27 protein-coding genes and 1 other RNA gene are annotated in these 18,459 nt (G+C 65.0%); 27 read left to right on the forward strand and 1 reads right to left on the reverse strand.

Translation table 11 applies throughout. The features are described from left to right. Nucleotides 1-737: 737 nt before the first annotated feature. The 8 genes from qscR to phzG all read left to right on the forward strand — a co-directional run bounded on the left by qscR (nt 738) and on the right by phzG (nt 8,205). Nucleotides 738-1,451, forward strand: a complete 714-nt coding sequence (gene qscR, locus VQ065_RS14765; RefSeq protein WP_003118960.1) for a quorum-sensing transcriptional repressor QscR — start codon at nt 738-740, stop codon at nt 1,449-1,451. A 480-nt stretch (nt 1,452-1,931) separates the two neighbouring features. Continuing rightward, a complete protein-coding gene (gene phzA, locus VQ065_RS14770; protein WP_003117657.1) occupies nt 1,932-2,420 on the forward strand; it encodes a phenazine biosynthesis protein PhzA in 489 nt (162 codons plus the stop codon). A gap of 35 nt (nt 2,421-2,455) precedes the next feature. Continuing rightward, nucleotides 2,456-2,944, forward strand: a complete 489-nt coding sequence (gene phzB / locus VQ065_RS14775) for a phenazine biosynthesis protein PhzB (protein ID WP_014603724.1) — start codon at nt 2,456-2,458, stop codon at nt 2,942-2,944. 23 nt (nt 2,945-2,967) lie between these two features. Continuing rightward, nucleotides 2,968-4,185 carry a phenazine biosynthesis protein PhzC gene (phzC, locus tag VQ065_RS14780; protein ID WP_003093621.1) on the forward strand — a complete coding sequence of 406 codons (1,218 nt, stop codon included), beginning with the start codon at nt 2,968-2,970 and terminating at the stop codon, nt 4,183-4,185. Then, nucleotides 4,182-4,805, forward strand: a complete 624-nt coding sequence (gene phzD, locus VQ065_RS14785) for a phenazine biosynthesis protein PhzD (protein ID WP_003093625.1) — start codon at nt 4,182-4,184, stop codon at nt 4,803-4,805. Before phzC ends, phzD begins: the two co-directional genes overlap by 4 nt. After that, complete coding sequence (gene phzE / locus VQ065_RS14790) at nt 4,802-6,685, forward strand: phenazine biosynthesis protein PhzE (protein ID WP_003117653.1); 1,884 nt, start codon at nt 4,802-4,804, stop codon at nt 6,683-6,685. Before phzD ends, phzE begins: the two co-directional genes overlap by 4 nt. A gap of 13 nt (nt 6,686-6,698) precedes the next feature. Beyond that, nucleotides 6,699-7,535 (forward strand): phenazine biosynthesis protein PhzF, encoded by an 837-nt coding sequence (gene phzF / locus VQ065_RS14795; protein ID WP_003093628.1) that lies wholly within the window; start codon nt 6,699-6,701, stop codon nt 7,533-7,535. A 25-nt stretch (nt 7,536-7,560) separates the two neighbouring features. Continuing rightward, nucleotides 7,561-8,205: a phenazine biosynthesis FMN-dependent oxidase PhzG gene (phzG, locus tag VQ065_RS14800; RefSeq protein ID WP_123186623.1), complete on the forward strand. Its 645-nt coding sequence runs from the start codon at nt 7,561-7,563 to the stop codon at nt 8,203-8,205. Between the two features lie 291 nt (nt 8,206-8,496). On the opposite strand, the gene VQ065_RS14805 is transcribed toward phzG, so the two are convergent. After that, on the reverse strand, nt 8,497-9,207 hold the full coding sequence (locus VQ065_RS14805; RefSeq protein WP_223193921.1) for an XRE family transcriptional regulator: 711 nt from the start codon (nt 9,205-9,207) through the stop codon (nt 8,497-8,499). Between the two features lie 183 nt (nt 9,208-9,390). On the opposite strand from VQ065_RS14805, the gene VQ065_RS14810 reads away from it, so the two are divergent. From VQ065_RS14810 to VQ065_RS14900, 19 genes are all read left to right on the forward strand, one after another. Next, the gene (locus tag VQ065_RS14810) at nt 9,391-9,747 is read left to right on the forward strand and encodes a helix-turn-helix domain-containing protein (RefSeq protein ID WP_015649676.1); all 357 of its coding nucleotides are present in this window, start codon (nt 9,391-9,393) and stop codon (nt 9,745-9,747) included. 2 nt (nt 9,748-9,749) lie between these two features. Beyond that, entirely contained in the window at nt 9,750-10,184 is a 435-nt protein-coding gene (locus VQ065_RS14815; RefSeq protein WP_015649675.1) for a hypothetical protein, read from the forward strand. Continuing rightward, nucleotides 10,184-10,393, forward strand: coding sequence for a hypothetical protein (locus tag VQ065_RS14820; protein ID WP_015649674.1), 210 nt, complete (start codon nt 10,184-10,186; stop codon nt 10,391-10,393). Before VQ065_RS14815 ends, VQ065_RS14820 begins: the two co-directional genes overlap by 1 nt. Then, on the forward strand, nt 10,386-12,458 hold the full coding sequence (locus VQ065_RS14825) for a DNA-binding protein (protein WP_340080419.1): 2,073 nt from the start codon (nt 10,386-10,388) through the stop codon (nt 12,456-12,458). The genes VQ065_RS14820 and VQ065_RS14825 overlap by 8 nt, the downstream gene beginning before the upstream one ends. 14 nt (nt 12,459-12,472) lie before the next feature. After that, a complete protein-coding gene (locus tag VQ065_RS14830) occupies nt 12,473-13,225 on the forward strand; it encodes an AAA family ATPase (protein ID WP_010791922.1) in 753 nt (250 codons plus the stop codon). Beyond that, on the forward strand, nt 13,222-13,887 hold the full coding sequence (locus VQ065_RS14835; RefSeq protein WP_034004924.1) for a hypothetical protein: 666 nt from the start codon (nt 13,222-13,224) through the stop codon (nt 13,885-13,887). Before VQ065_RS14830 ends, VQ065_RS14835 begins: the two co-directional genes overlap by 4 nt. Nucleotides 13,888-13,958: 71 nt before the next feature. Next, on the forward strand, nt 13,959-14,594 hold the full coding sequence (locus VQ065_RS14840) for a hypothetical protein (protein ID WP_003099411.1): 636 nt from the start codon (nt 13,959-13,961) through the stop codon (nt 14,592-14,594). A 100-nt stretch (nt 14,595-14,694) separates the two neighbouring features. Beyond that, nucleotides 14,695-15,108, forward strand: a complete 414-nt coding sequence (locus VQ065_RS14845; protein ID WP_012613773.1) for a hypothetical protein — start codon at nt 14,695-14,697, stop codon at nt 15,106-15,108. After that, complete coding sequence (locus tag VQ065_RS14850) at nt 15,071-15,382, forward strand: hypothetical protein (RefSeq protein ID WP_020750458.1); 312 nt, start codon at nt 15,071-15,073, stop codon at nt 15,380-15,382. Before VQ065_RS14845 ends, VQ065_RS14850 begins: the two co-directional genes overlap by 38 nt. Before the next feature lie 16 nt (nt 15,383-15,398). Beyond that, nucleotides 15,399-15,917, forward strand: coding sequence for a host-nuclease inhibitor Gam family protein (locus VQ065_RS14855; protein ID WP_016068554.1), 519 nt, complete (start codon nt 15,399-15,401; stop codon nt 15,915-15,917). Next, nucleotides 15,917-16,120, forward strand: coding sequence for a hypothetical protein (locus VQ065_RS14860; RefSeq protein ID WP_003099420.1), 204 nt, complete (start codon nt 15,917-15,919; stop codon nt 16,118-16,120). Before VQ065_RS14855 ends, VQ065_RS14860 begins: the two co-directional genes overlap by 1 nt. Before the next feature lies 1 nt (nt 16,121). After that, nucleotides 16,122-16,430, forward strand: a complete 309-nt coding sequence (locus VQ065_RS14865; protein ID WP_003094501.1) for a hypothetical protein — start codon at nt 16,122-16,124, stop codon at nt 16,428-16,430. Nucleotides 16,431-16,432: 2 nt separating this feature from the next. Further along, complete coding sequence (locus VQ065_RS14870) at nt 16,433-16,714, forward strand: hypothetical protein (protein WP_003094504.1); 282 nt, start codon at nt 16,433-16,435, stop codon at nt 16,712-16,714. A 1-nt stretch (nt 16,715) separates the two neighbouring features. Next, a complete protein-coding gene (locus tag VQ065_RS14875; protein WP_003094506.1) occupies nt 16,716-16,922 on the forward strand; it encodes a hypothetical protein in 207 nt (68 codons plus the stop codon). Nucleotides 16,923-16,924: 2 nt separating this feature from the next. Then, nucleotides 16,925-17,194, forward strand: a complete 270-nt coding sequence (locus VQ065_RS14880; RefSeq protein ID WP_317938079.1) for a hypothetical protein — start codon at nt 16,925-16,927, stop codon at nt 17,192-17,194. After that, an RNA gene (locus tag VQ065_RS14885) (hammerhead ribozyme type II) lies at nt 17,193-17,264 on the forward strand. Before VQ065_RS14880 ends, VQ065_RS14885 begins: the two co-directional genes overlap by 2 nt. Then, nucleotides 17,265-17,561 carry a hypothetical protein gene (locus tag VQ065_RS14890; RefSeq protein ID WP_003099427.1) on the forward strand — a complete coding sequence of 99 codons (297 nt, stop codon included), beginning with the start codon at nt 17,265-17,267 and terminating at the stop codon, nt 17,559-17,561. Continuing rightward, a complete protein-coding gene (locus VQ065_RS14895; RefSeq protein ID WP_003099430.1) occupies nt 17,558-17,965 on the forward strand; it encodes a gp16 family protein in 408 nt (135 codons plus the stop codon). Before VQ065_RS14890 ends, VQ065_RS14895 begins: the two co-directional genes overlap by 4 nt. Next, nucleotides 17,952-18,401, forward strand: coding sequence for a Mor transcription activator family protein (locus VQ065_RS14900; protein ID WP_031670562.1), 450 nt, complete (start codon nt 17,952-17,954; stop codon nt 18,399-18,401). Before VQ065_RS14895 ends, VQ065_RS14900 begins: the two co-directional genes overlap by 14 nt. Nucleotides 18,402-18,459: the final 58 nt, after the last annotated feature.

The following is an 18,459-nucleotide window of genomic DNA, read 5'->3' on the forward strand; positions in this document are numbered from 1 at the left end:
GGACGCCATGCGGAACTTTCATCGATACGAAAGGCCAGCGTCCTGTTTATTGTCTGAAGCACTTCTCGGCAGGCTGCGGTTATCGCTTCGCTATATTCGGAAGGCGATCTCGGTCAGGCGTGGATAGCTTGTCCATGGTCGAATGGAGCGCTCTTTTTAATTGCCTCAGAATGCGCTTCGTGAAAATCGGCACGGACAATGAAATGCCTGGTCGAATTAAATTGTCACAGCCCGGCAGGGACAACCTGCCCTTCCGGGCAGGTATCTGCGGAGAGATAGGGGGGGAAGTATGTAGTTGCCATTTCTGGTCCCCGGGGAGCCTCGTCGACGAGGCCCGCCATGGGCCAAGGTTTGTTGTCGGGAGGCCCTCCCGACGACGATGGAGCGTGCGAGAAGAACAATGAGAAAGACCGCCGTGAGGCCCATCGGAGAGCCGTTCTACGGTTTCCGCAAAGATCCGGGGCGCCGTCCCCTCCAGCACAGCGCAGTTCCTGCGCGGCGCCTCGTGTCCGTGCTCATCGAGAAATTCTCTTCAGCCTCGTTTCGTCGTCGCCCGGCGGGCGGCGAATGGGCTCGACCTCGTCCGGAACACCCGCACAGGGCCGGCGGCGATATGTACTTCCAGGTCCGGCTTGATAAAGGGAATTGTCATGAGTGGATAAGACGGAAACAAAAAAGAATAAAAACGCTGAAGAACCGAATCCTGCCGGGATCGATTGTTGACTGGTGAAGCTGGCATGCATGATGAGAGAGAGGGATATCTCGAGATTTTGTCAAGAATAACAACCGAGGAAGAGTTCTTCTCCCTGGTTCTCGAGATATGCGGTAATTATGGATTCGAATTCTTTTCATTCGGTGCGCGGGCGCCTTTCCCGCTGACCGCGCCTAAATATCATTTCTTGTCCAATTACCCAGGGGAATGGAAAAGCAGATATATCTCCGAAGACTACACATCCATCGACCCGATCGTGCGCCATGGTCTCCTGGAATACACCCCGCTGATCTGGAATGGCGAAGACTTCCAGGAGAACCGTTTCTTCTGGGAGGAAGCGCTGCATCACGGCATCCGTCACGGCTGGTCGATCCCGGTCCGCGGCAAGTACGGGCTGATCAGCATGCTGTCCCTGGTGCGTTCCAGCGAGAGCATCGCCGCTACGGAAATCCTGGAGAAGGAATCCTTCCTGCTCTGGATCACCAGCATGCTGCAGGCTACCTTCGGCGACCTGCTGGCGCCGCGCATCGTTCCGGAAAGCAATGTGCGCCTGACCGCCAGGGAAACCGAGATGCTCAAGTGGACCGCGGTGGGCAAGACCTACGGCGAGATCGGCCTGATCCTGTCGATCGACCAGCGCACGGTGAAATTCCATATCGTCAATGCGATGCGCAAGCTCAACTCCAGCAACAAGGCGGAGGCCACCATGAAGGCCTACGCCATCGGCCTGCTCAACTGAATCGACGCCTCGTCGCCTAGCGAGGCCGCCACGCAAGCGTCCGGCCATTCACCGAATGGCCGGATAGCGTTTGCGCCGGTTGCCTGAGCGCAGCCTTCCCACCGGCAGCGTTTCCCCGCTGCCCCTTCGCCATTGCGCCCGTCCTCCTGTTGTCCGGCACGCTAGTGCAACTTTCCGGACGCTTGGCAAACCGGCCAAAGAATAGAACGGAATCGATGCCCCACACCTGTAATTTTTAAGGGGTTATGGCTATTGCAAAAAAGCGTTTATAAGTTTGTCCCCTGTCAAATCTGGTTACAACTGGGTTTCAGGCGAAACATTCGGTCATGGCAATTCGGCATTAGTTGAAACTTTGGAGACGCTCCGAAGTGGGCAACTTTTGCCCGGAAAAAGTTTCACGGCAATTTCTCCGGCCTGTCATCCCGATGTCTTCTTTCCGGTATGGATGCCAGTCGATTCGAACTGGCGGAGATTCGCACCATGCGAGAGTACCAACGGTTGAAAGGGTTTACCGACAACCTGGAATTACGGCGGCGCAACCGTGCCACGGTCGAGCACTACATGCGCATGAAGGGGGCCGAACGGTTGCAGCGGCACAGCCTGTTCGTCGAGGACGGCTGCGCCGGCAACTGGACCACGGAAAGCGGCGAACCCCTGGTTTTCCGGGGCCATGAGAGCCTCAGGCGGCTCGCAGAGTGGCTCGAGCGCTGCTTCCCCGACTGGGAGTGGCACAACGTGCGGATCTTCGAGACCGAGGATCCGAACCACTTCTGGGTCGAGTGCGACGGGCGCGGCAAGGCGCTGGTCCCGGGGTATCCGCAGGGCTATTGCGAGAACCACTACATCCATTCCTTCGAACTCGAGAACGGCCGGATAAAACGCAATCGCGAGTTCATGAACCCGATGCAGAAATTGCGTGCATTGGGAATAGCCGTTCCGCAAATAAAACGTGACGGCATTCCCACCTGATTAATGATTATTCCAATTCAAGAGGAGATATGACGATGCTCGATAATGCTATTCCCCAAGGTTTCGAAGACGCCGTGGAGTTGCGCAGGAAGAATCGCGAGACGGTGGTCAAGTATATGAACACCAAAGGCCAGGATCGCCTGCGCCGCCATGAACTTTTCGTCGAGGACGGCTGTGGCGGTTTATGGACCACCGATACCGGCTCGCCCATCGTCATTCGTGGCAAGGACAAGCTGGCCCAGCACGCGGGGTGGTCGCTGAAATGCTTCCCGGATTGGGAGTGGTACAACATCAAGGTCTTCGAGACCGACGATCCCAACCACTTCTGGGTCGAGTGCGACGGCCACGGCAAGATCCTCTTCCCCGGGTATCCCGAGGGTTACTACGAGAACCACTTCCTGCATTCCTTCGAGCTGGACGACGGCAAGATCAAGCGCAACCGCGAATTCATGAACGTCTTCCAGCAATTGCGCGCCCTGAGCATTCCGGTCCCGCAGATCAAACGCGAAGGCATTCCCACCTGAGGCCATCCTGGAAGGGGTGAACTATGGACGATCTATTGCAACGCGTACGGCGCTGCGAAGCGCTGCAGCAACCCGAATGGGGCGATCCGTCGCGCCTGCGCGACGTGCAGGCGTACCTGCGCGGCAGTCCGGCGCTGATCCGCGCCGGCGACATACTGGCCCTGCGCGCGACCCTGGCGCGGGTCGCCCGCGGCGAGGCGCTGGTGGTGCAGTGCGGCGACTGCGCCGAGGACATGGACGACCACCATGCCGAGAACGTGGCGCGCAAGGCCGCCGTGCTGGAACTGCTGGCCGGCGCCCTGCGCCTGGCCGGCCGGCGGCCGGTGATCCGCGTCGGGCGCATCGCCGGGCAGTACGCCAAGCCGCGTTCCAAGCCGCACGAGCAGGTCGGCGAGCAGACTCTGCCGGTCTATCGCGGCGACATGGTCAACGGCCGCGAGGCCCATGCCGAGCAGCGCCGGGCCGATCCGCAGCGGATCCTCAAGGGCTACGCGGCGGCGCGCAACATCATGCGCCACCTGGGCTGGGACGCCGCGTCCGGGCAGGAGGCGAATGCCTCGCCGGTCTGGACCAGCCACGAGATGCTGCTGCTCGACTACGAGCTGTCGATGCTGCGCGAGGACGAGCAGCGCCGGGTCTATCTCGGTTCGACCCACTGGCCGTGGATCGGCGAGCGCACCCGCCAGGTCGACGGCGCCCATGTGGCGCTGCTGGCCGAGGTGCTCAACCCGGTGGCCTGCAAGGTCGGTCCGGAGATCGGCCGCGACCAGTTGCTGGCGCTCTGCGAGCGCCTCGACCCGCGCCGCGAGCCGGGGCGCCTGACGCTGATCGCGCGGATGGGCGCGCAGAAGGTCGGCGAGCGCCTGCCGCCGCTGGTGGAAGCGGTGCGCGCGGCCGGCCACCCGGTGATCTGGCTGAGCGACCCGATGCACGGCAACACCATCGTCGCGCCCTGCGGCAACAAGACCCGCCTGGTGCGCAGCATCGCCGAGGAGGTGGCGGCGTTCCGCCTGGCGGTGTCCGGCTCCGGCGGCGTGGCCGCCGGGCTGCACCTGGAGACCACCCCGGACGACGTCACCGAGTGCGTCGCCGATTCCAGCGGCCTGCACCAGGTCAGCCGGCACTACACCAGCCTCTGCGATCCGCGGCTGAACCCCTGGCAGGCGCTCAGCGCGGTGATGGCCTGGTCCGGCGCAGAAGCGATCCCGAGCGCAACCTTCCCCCTGGAGACCGTGGCATGAGCGGCATTCCCGAAATCACCGCCTATCCCTTGCCGACCGCCCAGCAGCTGCCGGCCAACCTGGCGCGCTGGAGCCTGGAGCCGCGGCGCGCGGTGCTGCTGGTGCACGACATGCAGCGCTACTTCCTGCGCCCGCTGCCCGAGAGCCTGCGCGCCGGGCTGGTGGCCAACGCCGCGCGGCTGCGCCGCTGGTGCGTCGAGCAGGGCGTGCAGATCGCCTACACCGCCCAGCCGGGCAGCATGACCGAGGAGCAGCGCGGTCTGCTCAAGGACTTCTGGGGGCCGGGCATGCGCGCCAGTCCGGCCGACCGCGAGGTGGTCGAGGAGCTGGCGCCGGGGCCGGACGACTGGCTGCTGACCAAGTGGCGCTACAGCGCCTTCTTCCACTCCGACCTGCTCCAGCGGATGCGCGCCGCCGGCCGCGACCAACTGGTGCTGTGCGGCGTGTACGCCCACGTCGGGGTGCTGATCTCCACGGTCGACGCCTACTCCAACGACATCCAGCCGTTCCTGGTGGCCGACGCCATCGCCGACTTCAGCGAGGCGCACCACCGCATGGCCCTGGAATACGCCGCCAGCCGCTGCGCGATGGTGGTCACCACCGACGAGGTGCTGGAATGAACGCCCTGCCCACATCGCTGTTGCAGCGCCTGCTCGAACGGCCGGCGCCGTTCGCCTTGCTCTACCGCCCGGAAAGCAATGGCCCGGGCCTGCTCGACGTGATCCGCGGCGAGGCGCTCGAACTGCACGGCCTGGCCGACCTGCCGCTGGACGAGCCCGGCCCGGGCCTGCCGCGCCATGACCTGCTGGCGCTGATTCCCTACCGGCAGATCGCCGAGCGCGGCTTCGAGGCGCTCGACGACGGTACGCCGCTGCTGGCGCTGAAGGTTCTGGAGCAGGAACTGCTGCCGCTGGAGCAGGCCCTGGCGCTGCTGCCGAACCAGGCGCTGGAACTGAGCGAGGAAGCTTTCGACCTCGACGACGAGGCCTACGCCGAAGTGGTCGGGCGGGTCATCGCCGACGAGATCGGTCGCGGCGAAGGCGCCAACTTCGTGATCAAGCGGCGCTTCCAGGCGCGCATCGACGGCTACGCCACGGCCAGCGCGCTGAGTTTCTTCCGCCAGTTGCTGCTGCGCGAGAAGGGCGCCTACTGGACCTTCATCGTCCACACCGGCGAACGTACCCTGGTCGGCGCCTCGCCCGAGCGGCACATCAGCGTGCGCGACGGCCTGGCGGTGATGAACCCGATCAGCGGCACCTACCGCTACCCGCCGGCCGGGCCGAACCTGGCCGAGGTCATGGAATTCCTCGACAACCGCAAGGAAGCCGACGAGCTGTACATGGTGGTGGACGAGGAGCTGAAGATGATGGCGCGGATCTGCGAGGACGGCGGCCGGGTGCTCGGTCCCTACCTCAAGGAGATGGCGCACCTGGCGCACACCGAGTACTTCATCGAGGGCCAGACCAGCCGCGACGTGCGCGAGGTGCTGCGCGAGACGCTGTTCGCCCCGACCGTCACCGGCAGCCCGCTGGAAAGCGCCTGCCGGGTGATCCGCCGCTACGAGCCGCAGGGTCGCGGCTACTACAGCGGGGTGGCGGCGCTGATCGGCGGCGACGGCCAGGGCGGGCGCACGCTGGACTCGGCAATCCTGATCCGCACCGCCGAGATCGAGGGCGACGGCCGCCTGCGCATCGGCGTCGGCTCGACCATCGTGCGTCACTCCGATCCCCTGGGCGAGGCGGCGGAAAGCCGGGCCAAGGCTTCCGGGCTGATCGCCGCGCTGAAGAGCCAGGCGCCGCAGCGCCTGGGCTCGCACCCGCACGTAGTGGCGGCGCTGGCCAGCCGCAACGCGCCGATCGCCGACTTCTGGCTGCGCGGCGCCAGCGAGCGCCAGCAGTTGCAGGCCGACCTGTCCGGACGCGAGGTGCTGATCGTCGACGCCGAGGACACCTTCACCTCGATGATCGCCAAGCAGCTCAAGTCGCTGGGCCTGACGGTGACCGTGCGCGGCTTCCAGGAGCCGTACTCGTTCGACGGCTACGACCTGGTGATCATGGGCCCCGGCCCGGGCAACCCCACCGAGATCGGCCAGCCGAAGATCGGCCACCTGCACCTGGCCATCCGTTCGCTGCTCAGCGAGCGCCGGCCGTTCCTCGCCGTGTGCCTGAGCCACCAGGTGCTGAGCCTGTGCCTGGGCCTGGACCTGCAACGCCGGCAGGAGCCCAACCAGGGCGTGCAGAAACAGATCGACCTGTTCGGCGCCGCCGAGCGTGTCGGCTTCTACAACACCTTCGCCGCGCGCGCCCTGCAGGACCGCATCGAGATCCCCGAGGTCGGCCCGATCGAGATCAGCCGCGACCGCGAGACCGGCGAGGTCCATGCCCTGCGCGGGCCGCGCTTCGCCTCCATGCAATTCCACCCCGAATCGGTGCTGACCCGCGAGGGTCCGCGCATCATCGCCGACCTGCTGCGCCACGCGCTGGTCGAGCGGCGGCCCTGAGCCAGGAGAGCCCATGCACAGATATGTCGTGATAGACGCCTTCGCCAGCGAACCGCTGCAAGGCAACCCGGTGGCGGTGTTCTTCGACTGCGACGACCTCAGCGGCGAGCGCATGCAGCGCATGGCGCGGGAGATGAACCTGTCGGAGAGCACCTTCGTGCTCCGCCCGCAACAGGACGGCGACGCGCGCATCCGCATCTTCACCCCGGTCAACGAACTGCCGTTCGCCGGCCACCCGCTGCTGGGCACCGCCATCGCCCTGGGCGCCGAGACCGACAAGGACAGGCTGTTCCTGGAGACCAGGATGGGCACCGTGCCCTTCGCCCTGGAGCGCCAGGACGGCAAGGTGGTGGCCTGCAGCATGCAGCAGCCGATCCCCACCTGGGAGCACTTCAGCCGCCCGGCCGAGCTGCTCGCCGCCCTCGGCCTGAAGGGCTCGACCTTTCCCATCGAGGTCTACCGCAACGGCCCGCGCCACGTGTTCGTCGGCCTGGAGAGCGTCGCCGCGCTGTCCGCGCTGCACCCCGACCACCGCGCGCTGTGCGACTTCCCGGACCTGGCGGTGAACTGCTTCGCCGGCGCCGGGCGGCACTGGCGCAGCCGCATGTTCTCGCCGGCCTATGGCGTGGTCGAGGACGCCGCCACCGGTTCCGCCGCCGGGCCGCTGGCGATCCACCTGGCGCGCCACCGGCAGATCCCCTACGGGCAGCAGATCGAGATCCTCCAGGGCGTCGAGATCGGCCGGCCGTCGCGCATGTACGCCCGCGCCGAGGGCGCCGGCGAGCGGGTCTCGGCGGTGGAAGTGTCGGGCAACGGCGCGGCCTTCGCCGAAGGCCGGGCCTACCTGTGAACGGGCAGAACGGAGGAACGCCATGATGGGCGTCAACGCGAACATTTCCGAGTCCCTCACCGGGACCATCGAAGCCCCTTTCCCGGAGTTCGAGGCGCCGCCGGCGAACCCCATGGAGGTGCTGCGCAACTGGCTGGAACGCGCCCGCCGCTATGGCGTGCGCGAGCCGCGGGCACTGGCCCTGGCCACGGTCGACGGGCTGGGCCGGCCGTCGACGCGGATCGTGGTGATCGCCGAGCTGGGCGAGCGCGGGGTGGTGTTCGCCACCCACGCCGATAGCCAGAAGGGCCGCGAACTGGCGCAGAACCCCTGGGCCTCGGGGGTGCTGTACTGGCGCGAGAGCAGCCAGCAGATCATCCTCAACGGCCGCGCCGAACGCCTGCCCGACGAGCGTGCCGACGCCCAGTGGCTGAGCCGCCCGTACCAGACCCACCCGATGTCGATCGCCTCGCGGCAGAGCGAAACCCTCGCCGACATCCACGCCCTGCGCGCCGAAGCCCGGCGCCTGGCGGAAACCGATGGCCCGCTGCCGCGCCCGCCGGGCTACTGCCTGTTCGAACTGTGCCTGGAGTCGGTGGAGTTCTGGGGCAACGGCACCGAGCGGCTGCACGAGCGCCTGCGCTACGACCGCGACGAAGGAGGCTGGAAGCACCGCTACCTGCAACCGTGACGACACCGCTGCGCCGGCGTTTCATGGCGGATAACCGCACGCGGTTATTCGCCCTACGCGGCCTCGAAGCCCACCCGTTTCATGGCGGGTATTCATCCCTCACGGCCTTGGAACCCATCCGTTGTGGGGAGGTGACTGTTTTGACACATGCCAAAAGAGGGAGGGATAGGCCAGAGCCCCTATAGCACTAGGGCTCCAGCCGGACAGGCACTGTGGGACAGTTTGGAAAAAATCGATCAGGATTGAGCAAGGACTGCAAAATATTGATCGTTAATTGGCACGGAATGAGCGCTAAACCATCCATCGACCAAGCCAGACAACGCGGCCAATGATATCCAAGTCAGAAAGCTGGTCCTTGGGGACGACCATGTCCTTATACGCCTTGTTTTCGCTGATGATCGCGATAGAGCCATCGAACTGTCGTTGTAAGCGCTTGGCGTAGAGCTGATCCCCGACCCGAATCACATAGATCGCTTCATCCCGCACGGTTCTGAGGTCATGGTCGATAACAACGGCGTCGCCATCCGACAGGAGGGGCTCCATGGAGTCGCCCCCGACCCTTACTGCCGACATCCTGGTTGGCTCTAACCCCTTCTTACTCAAGCTGTAGCGCGTAAAGGCAAGCTGCGTAATAACGTGCGCGCCTTCGCTCCAGCTTCCATGTCCCGCGCTGACCCTTGCGTCATACAGGGGGACGTAGACGTATTGGTCCGACCCCGTAGCCTCCCGCTCTTCCGACTTCTGGCTGCCCTCGCCGGTCATAAGCCAGCCCAGGCTCACGCCTGCCGCCTTCGCCAAGGAAATTAGCACTCTCCGGGTGGGTTCCCCGCCTTTCAGGTACCTCTGCAACCCGCCTTGGGAGATTCCAGCATTCCTCGCTAAAGCACTTGCGCTCCCTGCTATAGCGACAATGGAGCGCAGCCTTTCGATGAAAGCAGCGTCATTTTCAGGTTCGGTTGCGGAACTTGAAAGGCTGGCGGTGCGCTCGCTACGCGTTTTCATGTAGACCTAACTATTTGATTTAATTGATATTAATTCTATAGAGATCGAAAACCACATCCTATAGAACTTGAAAACCGCTATAGAGCTTGTTTTTCAACTTCTATAGCGCTATGTTTATGCCCTAAGTCACGTTAGACACCCCTAAAAAACCACCCGGCACGGTGGTTGAGATGGAACGTAGGCATGAACAGAACCGAAATACCCCGCGACAACAACGTCCGCTGGGAGTGGATCAAATACCAGCTCCGCGCCAGGGGGTCGTCCCTGGCCGAGGTGGCCCGCTCCCTCGACGTCTCCAGCCCGGCAGTCAAAAACGCCAAGCTGAATCCCTACCCTCGGGTAGAGCGCGCCATCGCTGCTGTACTCGACCTCAGCCCCCTGGTGCTGTGGCCTGAGCGCTGGCTCGACGACGAGAATCCGAAGCGGCAACGGCCCAATCGTTCGGAAACCCTCAAGGCATATGACAGTGTCATATGCCGATCCGGGAAAAATAACAGATACGCTGACCAAGCGCAGCGTAAAGCCGACGCGGGGGCTTGAACATGGCCCGCCGCAAAGACGACCGCACCCTGGACATCTTCGATGTTCCGCAGCCAGCTCGCGCTATACCCGGTGAGTGCAACTACGCCGCCCAGGTCAGCGAGCTGGTCAGCGAAATACTGAAGGCCGCCAACCTCGACCGTTACGAGATTGCCGCCCGCATGTCGCGCCTCTCCGGCGATGACGTGAGCAAGAACATGCTCGACGCCTGGTCGAGTCCCGCCCGAGTTGATCACAACTTGCCTTTTTACCGCGCCGCCCTCCTGGAGGACGTCTGCGCGAGCCACCTGCTGACCAACTGGCTGGTCGATGTGCGGGGTGGTCGCGTGGCCTATGGCCGAGACGCACTGCTCGCCGAACTGGGCCGCCTGGAGCGGACCCGCGAGGAAGCGGGTCGGCAGGCGCGTGAGCTGAAACGAATCCTGGGGGAGCCGTGATGACAAACACCGACCTCAAACCGCTGCTCGACAACCTGCGGAACGCCACCGAGTTCTGGAACCTAGTCAAAGAGGCCAGCGCTACGGACGAAAGCACCGTTCACAACCGTTCCTATCGGGACGCACTGGACTGGCTCGAATCGGCGGCCTTGGCCCTCGGTGACGCCCTGATCGCCCAGCGCAAAGCTGTCGGGGGCGACCATGAGTGAATGGTTCTCCGCACAGAAGCTGGCCGGCCTGCCCGGACTGCCTGGCACGGTTCAAGGCATCAATAGTCGCGCCACCCGTGACTCCTGGCAGCAAAGAAAGCACATGGGTAGAGGCGGTGGGCGTGAATACCACATTTCCAGCCTCCCCGAGGAAACCCGCGCCGCGCTGCTGAACGCCGCCCTGGGCGAGGTGGCCACCAAGGTGGTCCGCCAGGAGACGCAGCTGGCCCTGGTCGAAACCAACCGCCAGCAGCTGGTCGCCGACGCCCGCCAGGGGGTGCTGCACGCCCTGGACCTGATGATGGCCCGCACCGGCTACAGCCGGAAACGCTCCATCACCCTGATGCTGGACATGGCGCGCCTCGGCCAGGTCGAGCCGCAGCTGCTCGCCATGCTCAAGATGGCCCGCGATCCTCGCGGCCGCCCGAGCGCGGATGGCCTGCCGAGCGTGCGTAGCCTGGAGCGCTTCCTGGACCAGGCCGAGCGTGGCGCCCTGGTGCCGAAGGTCCGCCGCCCGGACATGAGCGTTCCCGACTGGGCGCCTGCCTTCATGACGATCTACCAAGGGCCGGAGAAGCGCAGCGCCCGCGCTGCCCATGCACTGCTGGAGAAGCACTGGCAGGGGCAAATGCCCAGCCTGGACCAGGTCTATGCGTTCCTGCGCAAGGTCGGCAACGTCAGCCGCGAGGTCGGGCGCATGGGTGAGCATGAAATCAAGGCGCTGCGCCCGTTCATTCGCCGCGACTTCACCAAGCTACTCCCGACCGACGTCTATTCCTGCGACGGCCACACGTTCGACGCCGAGGTCCAGCACCCGATGCACGGCCGGCCCTTCCGGCCGGAAATCACCACCATCATCGACATCCGTACCCGTCGAATTCCGGGATGGTCCACCGGCCTGGCCGAGTCGGCCCTGGTGGTGGTCGATGCCCTGCGCGACGCCTGCACCAAGGGCGGCATTCCGGCCATCTTCTACGTGGACAACGGCTCAGGCTACGTAAACCACATGATGCGCGACGAGGCGGTCGGCCTTATGGGCCGCCTGGGCATCGACATGAAAAACAGCCTGCCCTACAACAGCCAGGCGCGGGGCGTGATTGAGCGCGTCCACCAGAGCCTGTGGATTCGGGCCGCCAAGGAACTGCCCGGCTACATCGGCGCCGACATGGACCGCCAGGCCAAGCTGGCCACCTTCAAGCTGACTCGCCGGGCCATTGCCAAGGGCGGCACCATGCCGCTGATGTCTTGGGAATCTTTTGTCGCGTTCTGCGAACAGCAGATTGCCGAGTACAACGACCGGCCGCACAGCAGCTTGCCGCGCATCGTTGACCCGAACACCGGTCGTCGCCGGCACATGACCCCCAACGAAGCGTGGGCGCTCCACGAAGCCGATGGCTTCAGCCCGATGCGGGTCACCGACGACGAGGCCCGGCCGCTGTTCCGACCCCAGGTGCTGCGCACCGTCCGCCGCTGCGAACTGGAGTTCATCGGCAACCGCTACTTCGCCCGCGAGCTGGAGGAATTCCACGGCGACCAGGTGGCCGTGGGCTACGACATCCACGACGCCAGCCGGGTGTGGGTCTACGACGGCGAGGGCCGCTTCCTCTGCACAGCAGAGCTGAACGGCAACAGCCGCGACTACATGCCGGCTTCGTATGTCGAGCGTGCCCGCGAGAAACGCGCAGAGGCCCGCGAGAAGCGCGCCCTGGCGCACCTCGACGAGATTCGCGCCGAGCGTGACGGCGGGTATGCCCTGGAAATGGATGCGCCGCTGTCCATCCCCGGCCTCGGCACGATCACCCCTGAGCAACTCCGGTCGCGCAGCGCCGCGACCCTCGAAATGCAGGCCGAACGGATCGACGAACCGCGCCCGGCCGCAGCCACCGCCCAAGCCACCACCGCCCAGGTCTTCACCCTGCCGACCGCTCCCGCCCAGCGCTACCGGCAGTGGTGCGAGCTGGCCGAGCGGCAGCGCTCCGGCCAACCCATCGAGCCGGACGCCGCCCAGTGGTTCGAGGTTTACCCCAAATCCAAAGAATTCGCCGCCCAGCAGCGGCAAGCATGAAAGGAGCTGTATTCATGACCACCCCGAAAACCACCCAACTGGCCAGCGGCATGGCCGACATCGCCAACATCGCCCTTTGCGATATCGCCCTGGAGAAAGCGCTGTCGCGTACCTCAACCTTGCCCGGCCTGGTCTGCTTCTACGGCCCGTCCGGCTTCGGCAAATCCGTTTCGGCCGCCTGGGTCGCCAATCGCCGCCGCGCCTACTACGTCCAAGCCAAAAGCGTCTGGACCCGCAAGCACACGCTGAAGTCGATCCTGGGGGAAATGGGCATCAAGCCGGCCGGGACCATCCCGGAAATGGCCGACCAGATCGCCGAGGAACTGGCCGCCAGCGGCCGCCCGCTGATCATCGACGAAATGGACCATCTGGTCGCCGCTGGCCAGGTCGAACTGATTCGTGATCTGTACGAGTCCAGCCAAGCCTCCATCTTGCTGATCGGCGAGGAAATGCTGCCGACCAAGCTCAAGAAGTACGAACGCTTCCATGGCCGCGTTCTCAGCTGGGTTCCGGCCCAGCCAGTGTCCCTGGAAGACGCCCGCAACCTGGCGCCGGTCTACAGCCCCGGAGTGGCTATCGCTGACGATCTGCTCGCGCACCTGGTGAAGAAATCCCTGGGCTCTGTCCGTCGCGTCGCGGTGAACCTGGAGCAGTTGGCCGAGGCCGCCACCGTTCAGGGCCGGCGCGAGCTGGAACTGGCCGACCTCCAGCGCCTGAACCTGGAGCTGTATACCGGCGCGGCCCCGAACCCGAGGACTTCGAAATGAGCCTCGGCAAGAACCCGGCTCACCTCTGCATGGTCGGGGGCAAGAGCCCCCGCCAGCAGATGTGGGAAGTCATCCGGGCCAACCGCGAAGAGTTCACCGTCTACCGTGTGGCGCGCCGGTCCAATCAGCACGACAAGACCGTCGAGAAGTATGTCGCCTGCCTGCGCCTGGGCGGCTACGTCGAGGCGATTCGCGGATTCAAGCGCGGCGAAGAGGTCGTTTTCCAGCTGGTCCGCGACAACGGCGTCGAGGCACCGAACCTGAACGCCGATGGCAAGCCATCCCAGCAGGGATACACCACCGAGGCGGTCTGGCGGACGTTGCGCATCCTCGGTCCAGCGACCCCGGAGCAGATCGCCGCATCGGTGGCGGCCTCGGGCACGCCCGTGTCGCCCAGCACCGTTCAGCGCTACTTCATCGACCTCCAAAACGCCGGATACCTGACCCGCAACGGCCGCCACTACGCCCTCAAGCCGGGCCGCTACACCGGTCCACGGCCGCCCATTGTCCAGCGCGAGACGCGCCGTCAGGTCTACGACCCGAACCTGGATCAGGTCATGTGGAGTTCGCACGGCGAGTACCAACACAACCGGAGTCGTTCGCGGGGCGCTGCCCAGGCTGGCGTGGCGGATACCGAAGAGAACAACGAATCAGGCGGCTGAGGCCCTGATGAAGACGGTGCCGAGGGGTGGCCGCCCCTCGACACCTACCACCACCCGGAAGGAGAGGAGCCATGCAAATGCATGCACAGCAAGGCGGTAGCGCCGCGAAGGCTAGCACAAGCCACTTTCGCGGCACTACGAACATTGAGGAGTACATCCGCGACATGGCGAGCCGTGGGTTCAGTCGTCGGGCCGTGAGTAAGGCCCTGGGTATGCAGTCGCGGAAGTTCAAGGAACTCCTGGAACTCCTGCCAGAAATGGACTGGGTGCCTCCTTGTCAGTCGTGGGACCGCCTGCGCGCTGACCAGGAGAAGAAGGGACGCAAGTGTCCGATGACAGAGGGGCGTCTGCGCTCGATTGTCGCGGCGAGGCGCGCCGCGAGGGCAAAACACACCCGCTACACCGCGTTTGGTGTAACAGCCACCTTGCCGGAGCTGGTGAGCCAGTTCGGCCAGGTCACCGCCGCCACCGTGCGCATGCGGTTGGCCAAGGGAATGCCTCTGGAGCAGGCCCTTGCCTCCGTGCGCAGCGATCCTTGTGGAAGGAAGATCGCTGATAGCCATCCCTGGAAACAGGAGGCGCACCGGGGGGCTATCAATCACCTTGAGCGTCAAACCGCTGCAATGCAGGAACGCGTTCAGGGGGAGCGCCTGGACCGAGCGGCCTCACTGCTGAGCCAGGAGGTGCCGCCATGCGCCGAACACTGATCCCCATCGGCATCTTCCTGGCCCTCGGCCTGCTACTGGTCCTGGTCGGTGATGCCCTGCTGCCGATCCGTCGCCTCATTGCCTGGCAGTGGGGGTGCTAATGGACCGCGCAATCGATCTGTCGGCCTGGGGCGAGCGTCCGCCCGTCTTCGTCCAGCTGCTCGCCGCTGAGGTGGCCCGCAGCAGCCAGACGAAGGCCGGCGAGGCAATCGGCATGAGCCGTTCGACCGTCAGCACCATCCTCGCCAACCGCTACCCGTCGCCCTCGACGATCCGCGTCGAGCGCCGCGTCCTGGCCGCGCTGAGCCGTATTGAATGCCCGGCCTTGGGCGAGGCGGTGACCTCGGTCGAGTGCAGCGAGTACCTCCAGCGGCCGGCGCCGCTGAACAACCCCGTCGCGATGCGCTGCTGGAAAGCGTGCCGCGCCTGTCCACGCAACCCGCATACCGCCCCCATGAAACGAGAGGAACAAGGCCATGAGAACCGCATTGCCCTTGAAAGTCTTGACGCCTGACCTGGCCCGGAGCCTGCGCACCTTCAACGACGCCGCCCGGCTGCTCCAGCGCATGGGGGTCCGCCTTCATCGCCTGGAGCCGGCAGAGGGGCGCGTGACCATCGCCGCAGATGACGCCCGCCAGCTCTTGGAGAAAGGCTACCTGATGGGCTTCCAGCGCGACGCCTCGGCCGGCAGCACCCGTTACATCACCCGCTTCCAGGGCATCACCCTGGCCTGGAGCGAACCGATCAGCTACCGCGACTTCGCCGGCAGCAACCCCGTAATTCACTGAACAGGAGAACGCCAACATGGCACCGAAGAAACGTCTGAAATCCGCTGCCGCCGTCTACGTCCCGCAGACCCGCGAACAAGTCATCAGCGATATCAAGAACATCGGCGACCTCCAGCGCGAGCTGGCCCGACTGGAAACCGCAATGAACGATGAAATCGGCCAGATCACCGAGCGCTATTCGGAGCCGGCCGAAGACCTGAAGAAGCGCCTGGCGGTCCTCCAGGGCGGAGTCCAGTCCTGGTGCGAGGCCAACCGTGCCGAGCTGACCGACAACAACAAGGTCAAGTACGCGAACCTCACCACCGGCGAGGTCCAGTGGCGCATCCGTCCCCCGTCCGTGACTGTGCGCGGCGCCGATGCGGTCCTGGAGCTGCTGCGCAGCAAAGGGCTTATCCGCTTCATCCGCACCAAGGAAGAGGTGAACAAGGAAGCGATCCTCAACGAACCCGAGGCCGTCCAGGGGCTTCCGGGGCTGACCGTGAACTCCGGCATCGAAGACTTCGCCATCGTGCCTTTCGAAGCGGAGGTGCAGTAATGGGCGTCCTGACCGAAATGAAGTGGCCGAAAACCACACTGCTGGACTTGCTGAACGACGCCGAGCGGCTCGACGTGGACCTGTTCGACGTCGTCCATCTGGAGTTGAACAGCGGCCGGGACTACCTGGTGGCTGTGATCACTGGGGAGAAAGCGGCCAATGCCGCCGAACTGCTGGAGCGGCTGCGCTCCAAGGACGTGTGACATGGCCCGCAACCGCGCGCAACAGCTGTGCATCGTCACCTTGGACTATCAGCGCTTCCTGTTACCCCAGGCTGATGCACTCAAGCTGATAGACATCATGAGTCGAGCCGCAGAGGTTCAGGCCGACTACGCCTCTGGAGCTGGGTTCAAGTACACCGTCGGCGAAGTGCCGGAAGTCGAGTTGACGATAGTACGCCCCAGTCAATTGGTCATGCCGCAGGCCGAGCCGGCCCCAGCTACACCACGCGCTCGCCGGAAGTCTCCGGCCCAGGTCACGCACGATGCCATTCGGCTGCTGGAGGGGCTCTGATCATGACCAAGACGTTCGCCATGTGCCGCATCGACGGCCTGATCGAGCTGCGGGAGGAACACCCAGGCGAGGGCTACTTCGCCCTTGCCGTGGGCGACTTGGCCAGCGTGCGGGCGGCGGTCTTTGCAACCGCTGAGCCGCACCAGGTCGGCAAGAAAGTCGCCCGGCGCGTGCCGGGTGTGAGCCCCGACGCCACCGACCGCGAAAACCTGGGCTCCATCGCCCGCTACATCCAGACCCTGGGCCAGCAGGATCGGCCCGGCTTCCGTGCGCTGGGGGTGTGAAATGCAGCAGTCCAACCCCTTCAATCACCCCGGACAGAGCTACGGCGCCGTAGACGTCGATAGCCGACTCCGCGCCGTTGCCGGCTTCGACCTGGAGCAATGCCGCGCCGCGCTCGCGGTCACCGGCCTCCAGAAGATCGTCGAGCAGAAAATTCGCACCCGCATCCGCCAGCTGGAAAAGCAGGCATCCGCACAGAAGGAGGCATAACCATGGCCGTATACACCATCACCATCAGCGACACCGAGGGCGGCGTCCTCTTCGGCATGAAAGGCCCGCAGTTGCACGATTCCGAAGCTTCGAAACTGGCCTATGCCCTCATGGAGGCCTCGAAGTCCATTGGCCGGGAACTCGCCAAGCTGAACGGAGTTGGCAACGCCGTTTCCTGCGCCTGCGACGAGTGCCTGGCACGCCGCGCTCGCGGCGAGGAACCGCAACAGGAAATCCACTACACCACGGCTAAGAACCGCACCGTCCACTGAGCGAAACCGCCCCGGCCTGGCCGGGGCGGTCTGCCGGACGTGGTGGTCCGGTACTGATGAGCAGCCACCCATGACGAACGAAACCAAGACAGACCGCCAGCGCCGCCTGGCGCGGGAACGCCAACGGGCGAAGCGCGAGCGCGATGCCCTGCGCCGCGCTGCGCTGGGCGGTCGCCGCTTCAACATGGACATGTACCAGGGAACGGCGGATGCACTCGATCTGATCTGCGCGGCCGGGGGCTTCGCCGAGCCGGCCGAGGCGGTCACCTTGCTCCTACACAACGTTGCCGAAATTGCAGAGCGTGACGCGTCACGTTTTGCCGAATTGATCCAAAAGAGAAGCCATCCAGGGAGGACCAAGCGATGAGCCTACGCGCCGTCAACCTCGCAAAAATCCACATCGCCAAGGCCCAGCTGGGCATGGACGATGACACCTATCGCGCATTGCTGGCTCGCGTCGCGGGCGTGCGCTCGGCCAAGGACCTAGGGCCGCGCCAGATCGACCACGTACTGGTCGAACTCCAGCGCCTGGGCTGGAAACCGAAGAGCAACCGGCAGGGCCGGGCGACGCCAAAAGTACCTCAAAACCGGCAAACCGTGCTGCGTAAAATCACCGCGCTCCTGGCCAGCGCCCATCGCCCCTGGAGCTACGCCGACCACATGGCCCGGCGCATGTTCCAGGTCGAGCGGGTCGAGTGGCTGGACGACAGCCAGCTCTACCGGCTGATGCAGGCGCTTATCATCGATAGGAGCCGCCATGGCCAGGTCTGAGGTGGATCTTCGGGAGGTCCAGGACATGCTGCCGGATACCGTCCGCGACATGGCCGGACGCATAGGACTGCCGGCCACCCTGGTGGTGGTCGAGCAACTCGGCGGCACGTCCTGGCGGATAGCCGAGGGCCGGGCGCGGAGGGGCGAAGCGCGCCGGGCTGCGCTGGCCGAACTAGTGGGCAGCGACATCGAGGAGCAGCTCCACACGCACTATCGGGGCGAAGAAATTTACGTGGCTCGCTGCCACAAGGCGCTGGTACGGTGGCGCGACCTGGAGATCGTCGAGCGCTTCGAGCAGGGCTTGCGTGATGGGCAAACCGCCCGTAGCCTGCTCAGCGATCTTGCCCGCAAGTACAACCTGTCCGACCGCTGGATATGGGAGATTGTCAACCGGCCGAGCGAGCCGGCACCGCAGCAATCCACCCTGTTCCACTAAGCCGGGGCGCAACGCCCCGGCCGGCGTCTCCACGCCGATCCTGTCTCAGCCGTCGAAG

Source organism: Pseudomonas sp. KBN10P06128, from assembly GCF_037574945.1.
Taxonomy (GTDB): Bacteria; Pseudomonadota; Gammaproteobacteria; order Pseudomonadales; family Pseudomonadaceae; genus Pseudomonas; species Pseudomonas aeruginosa.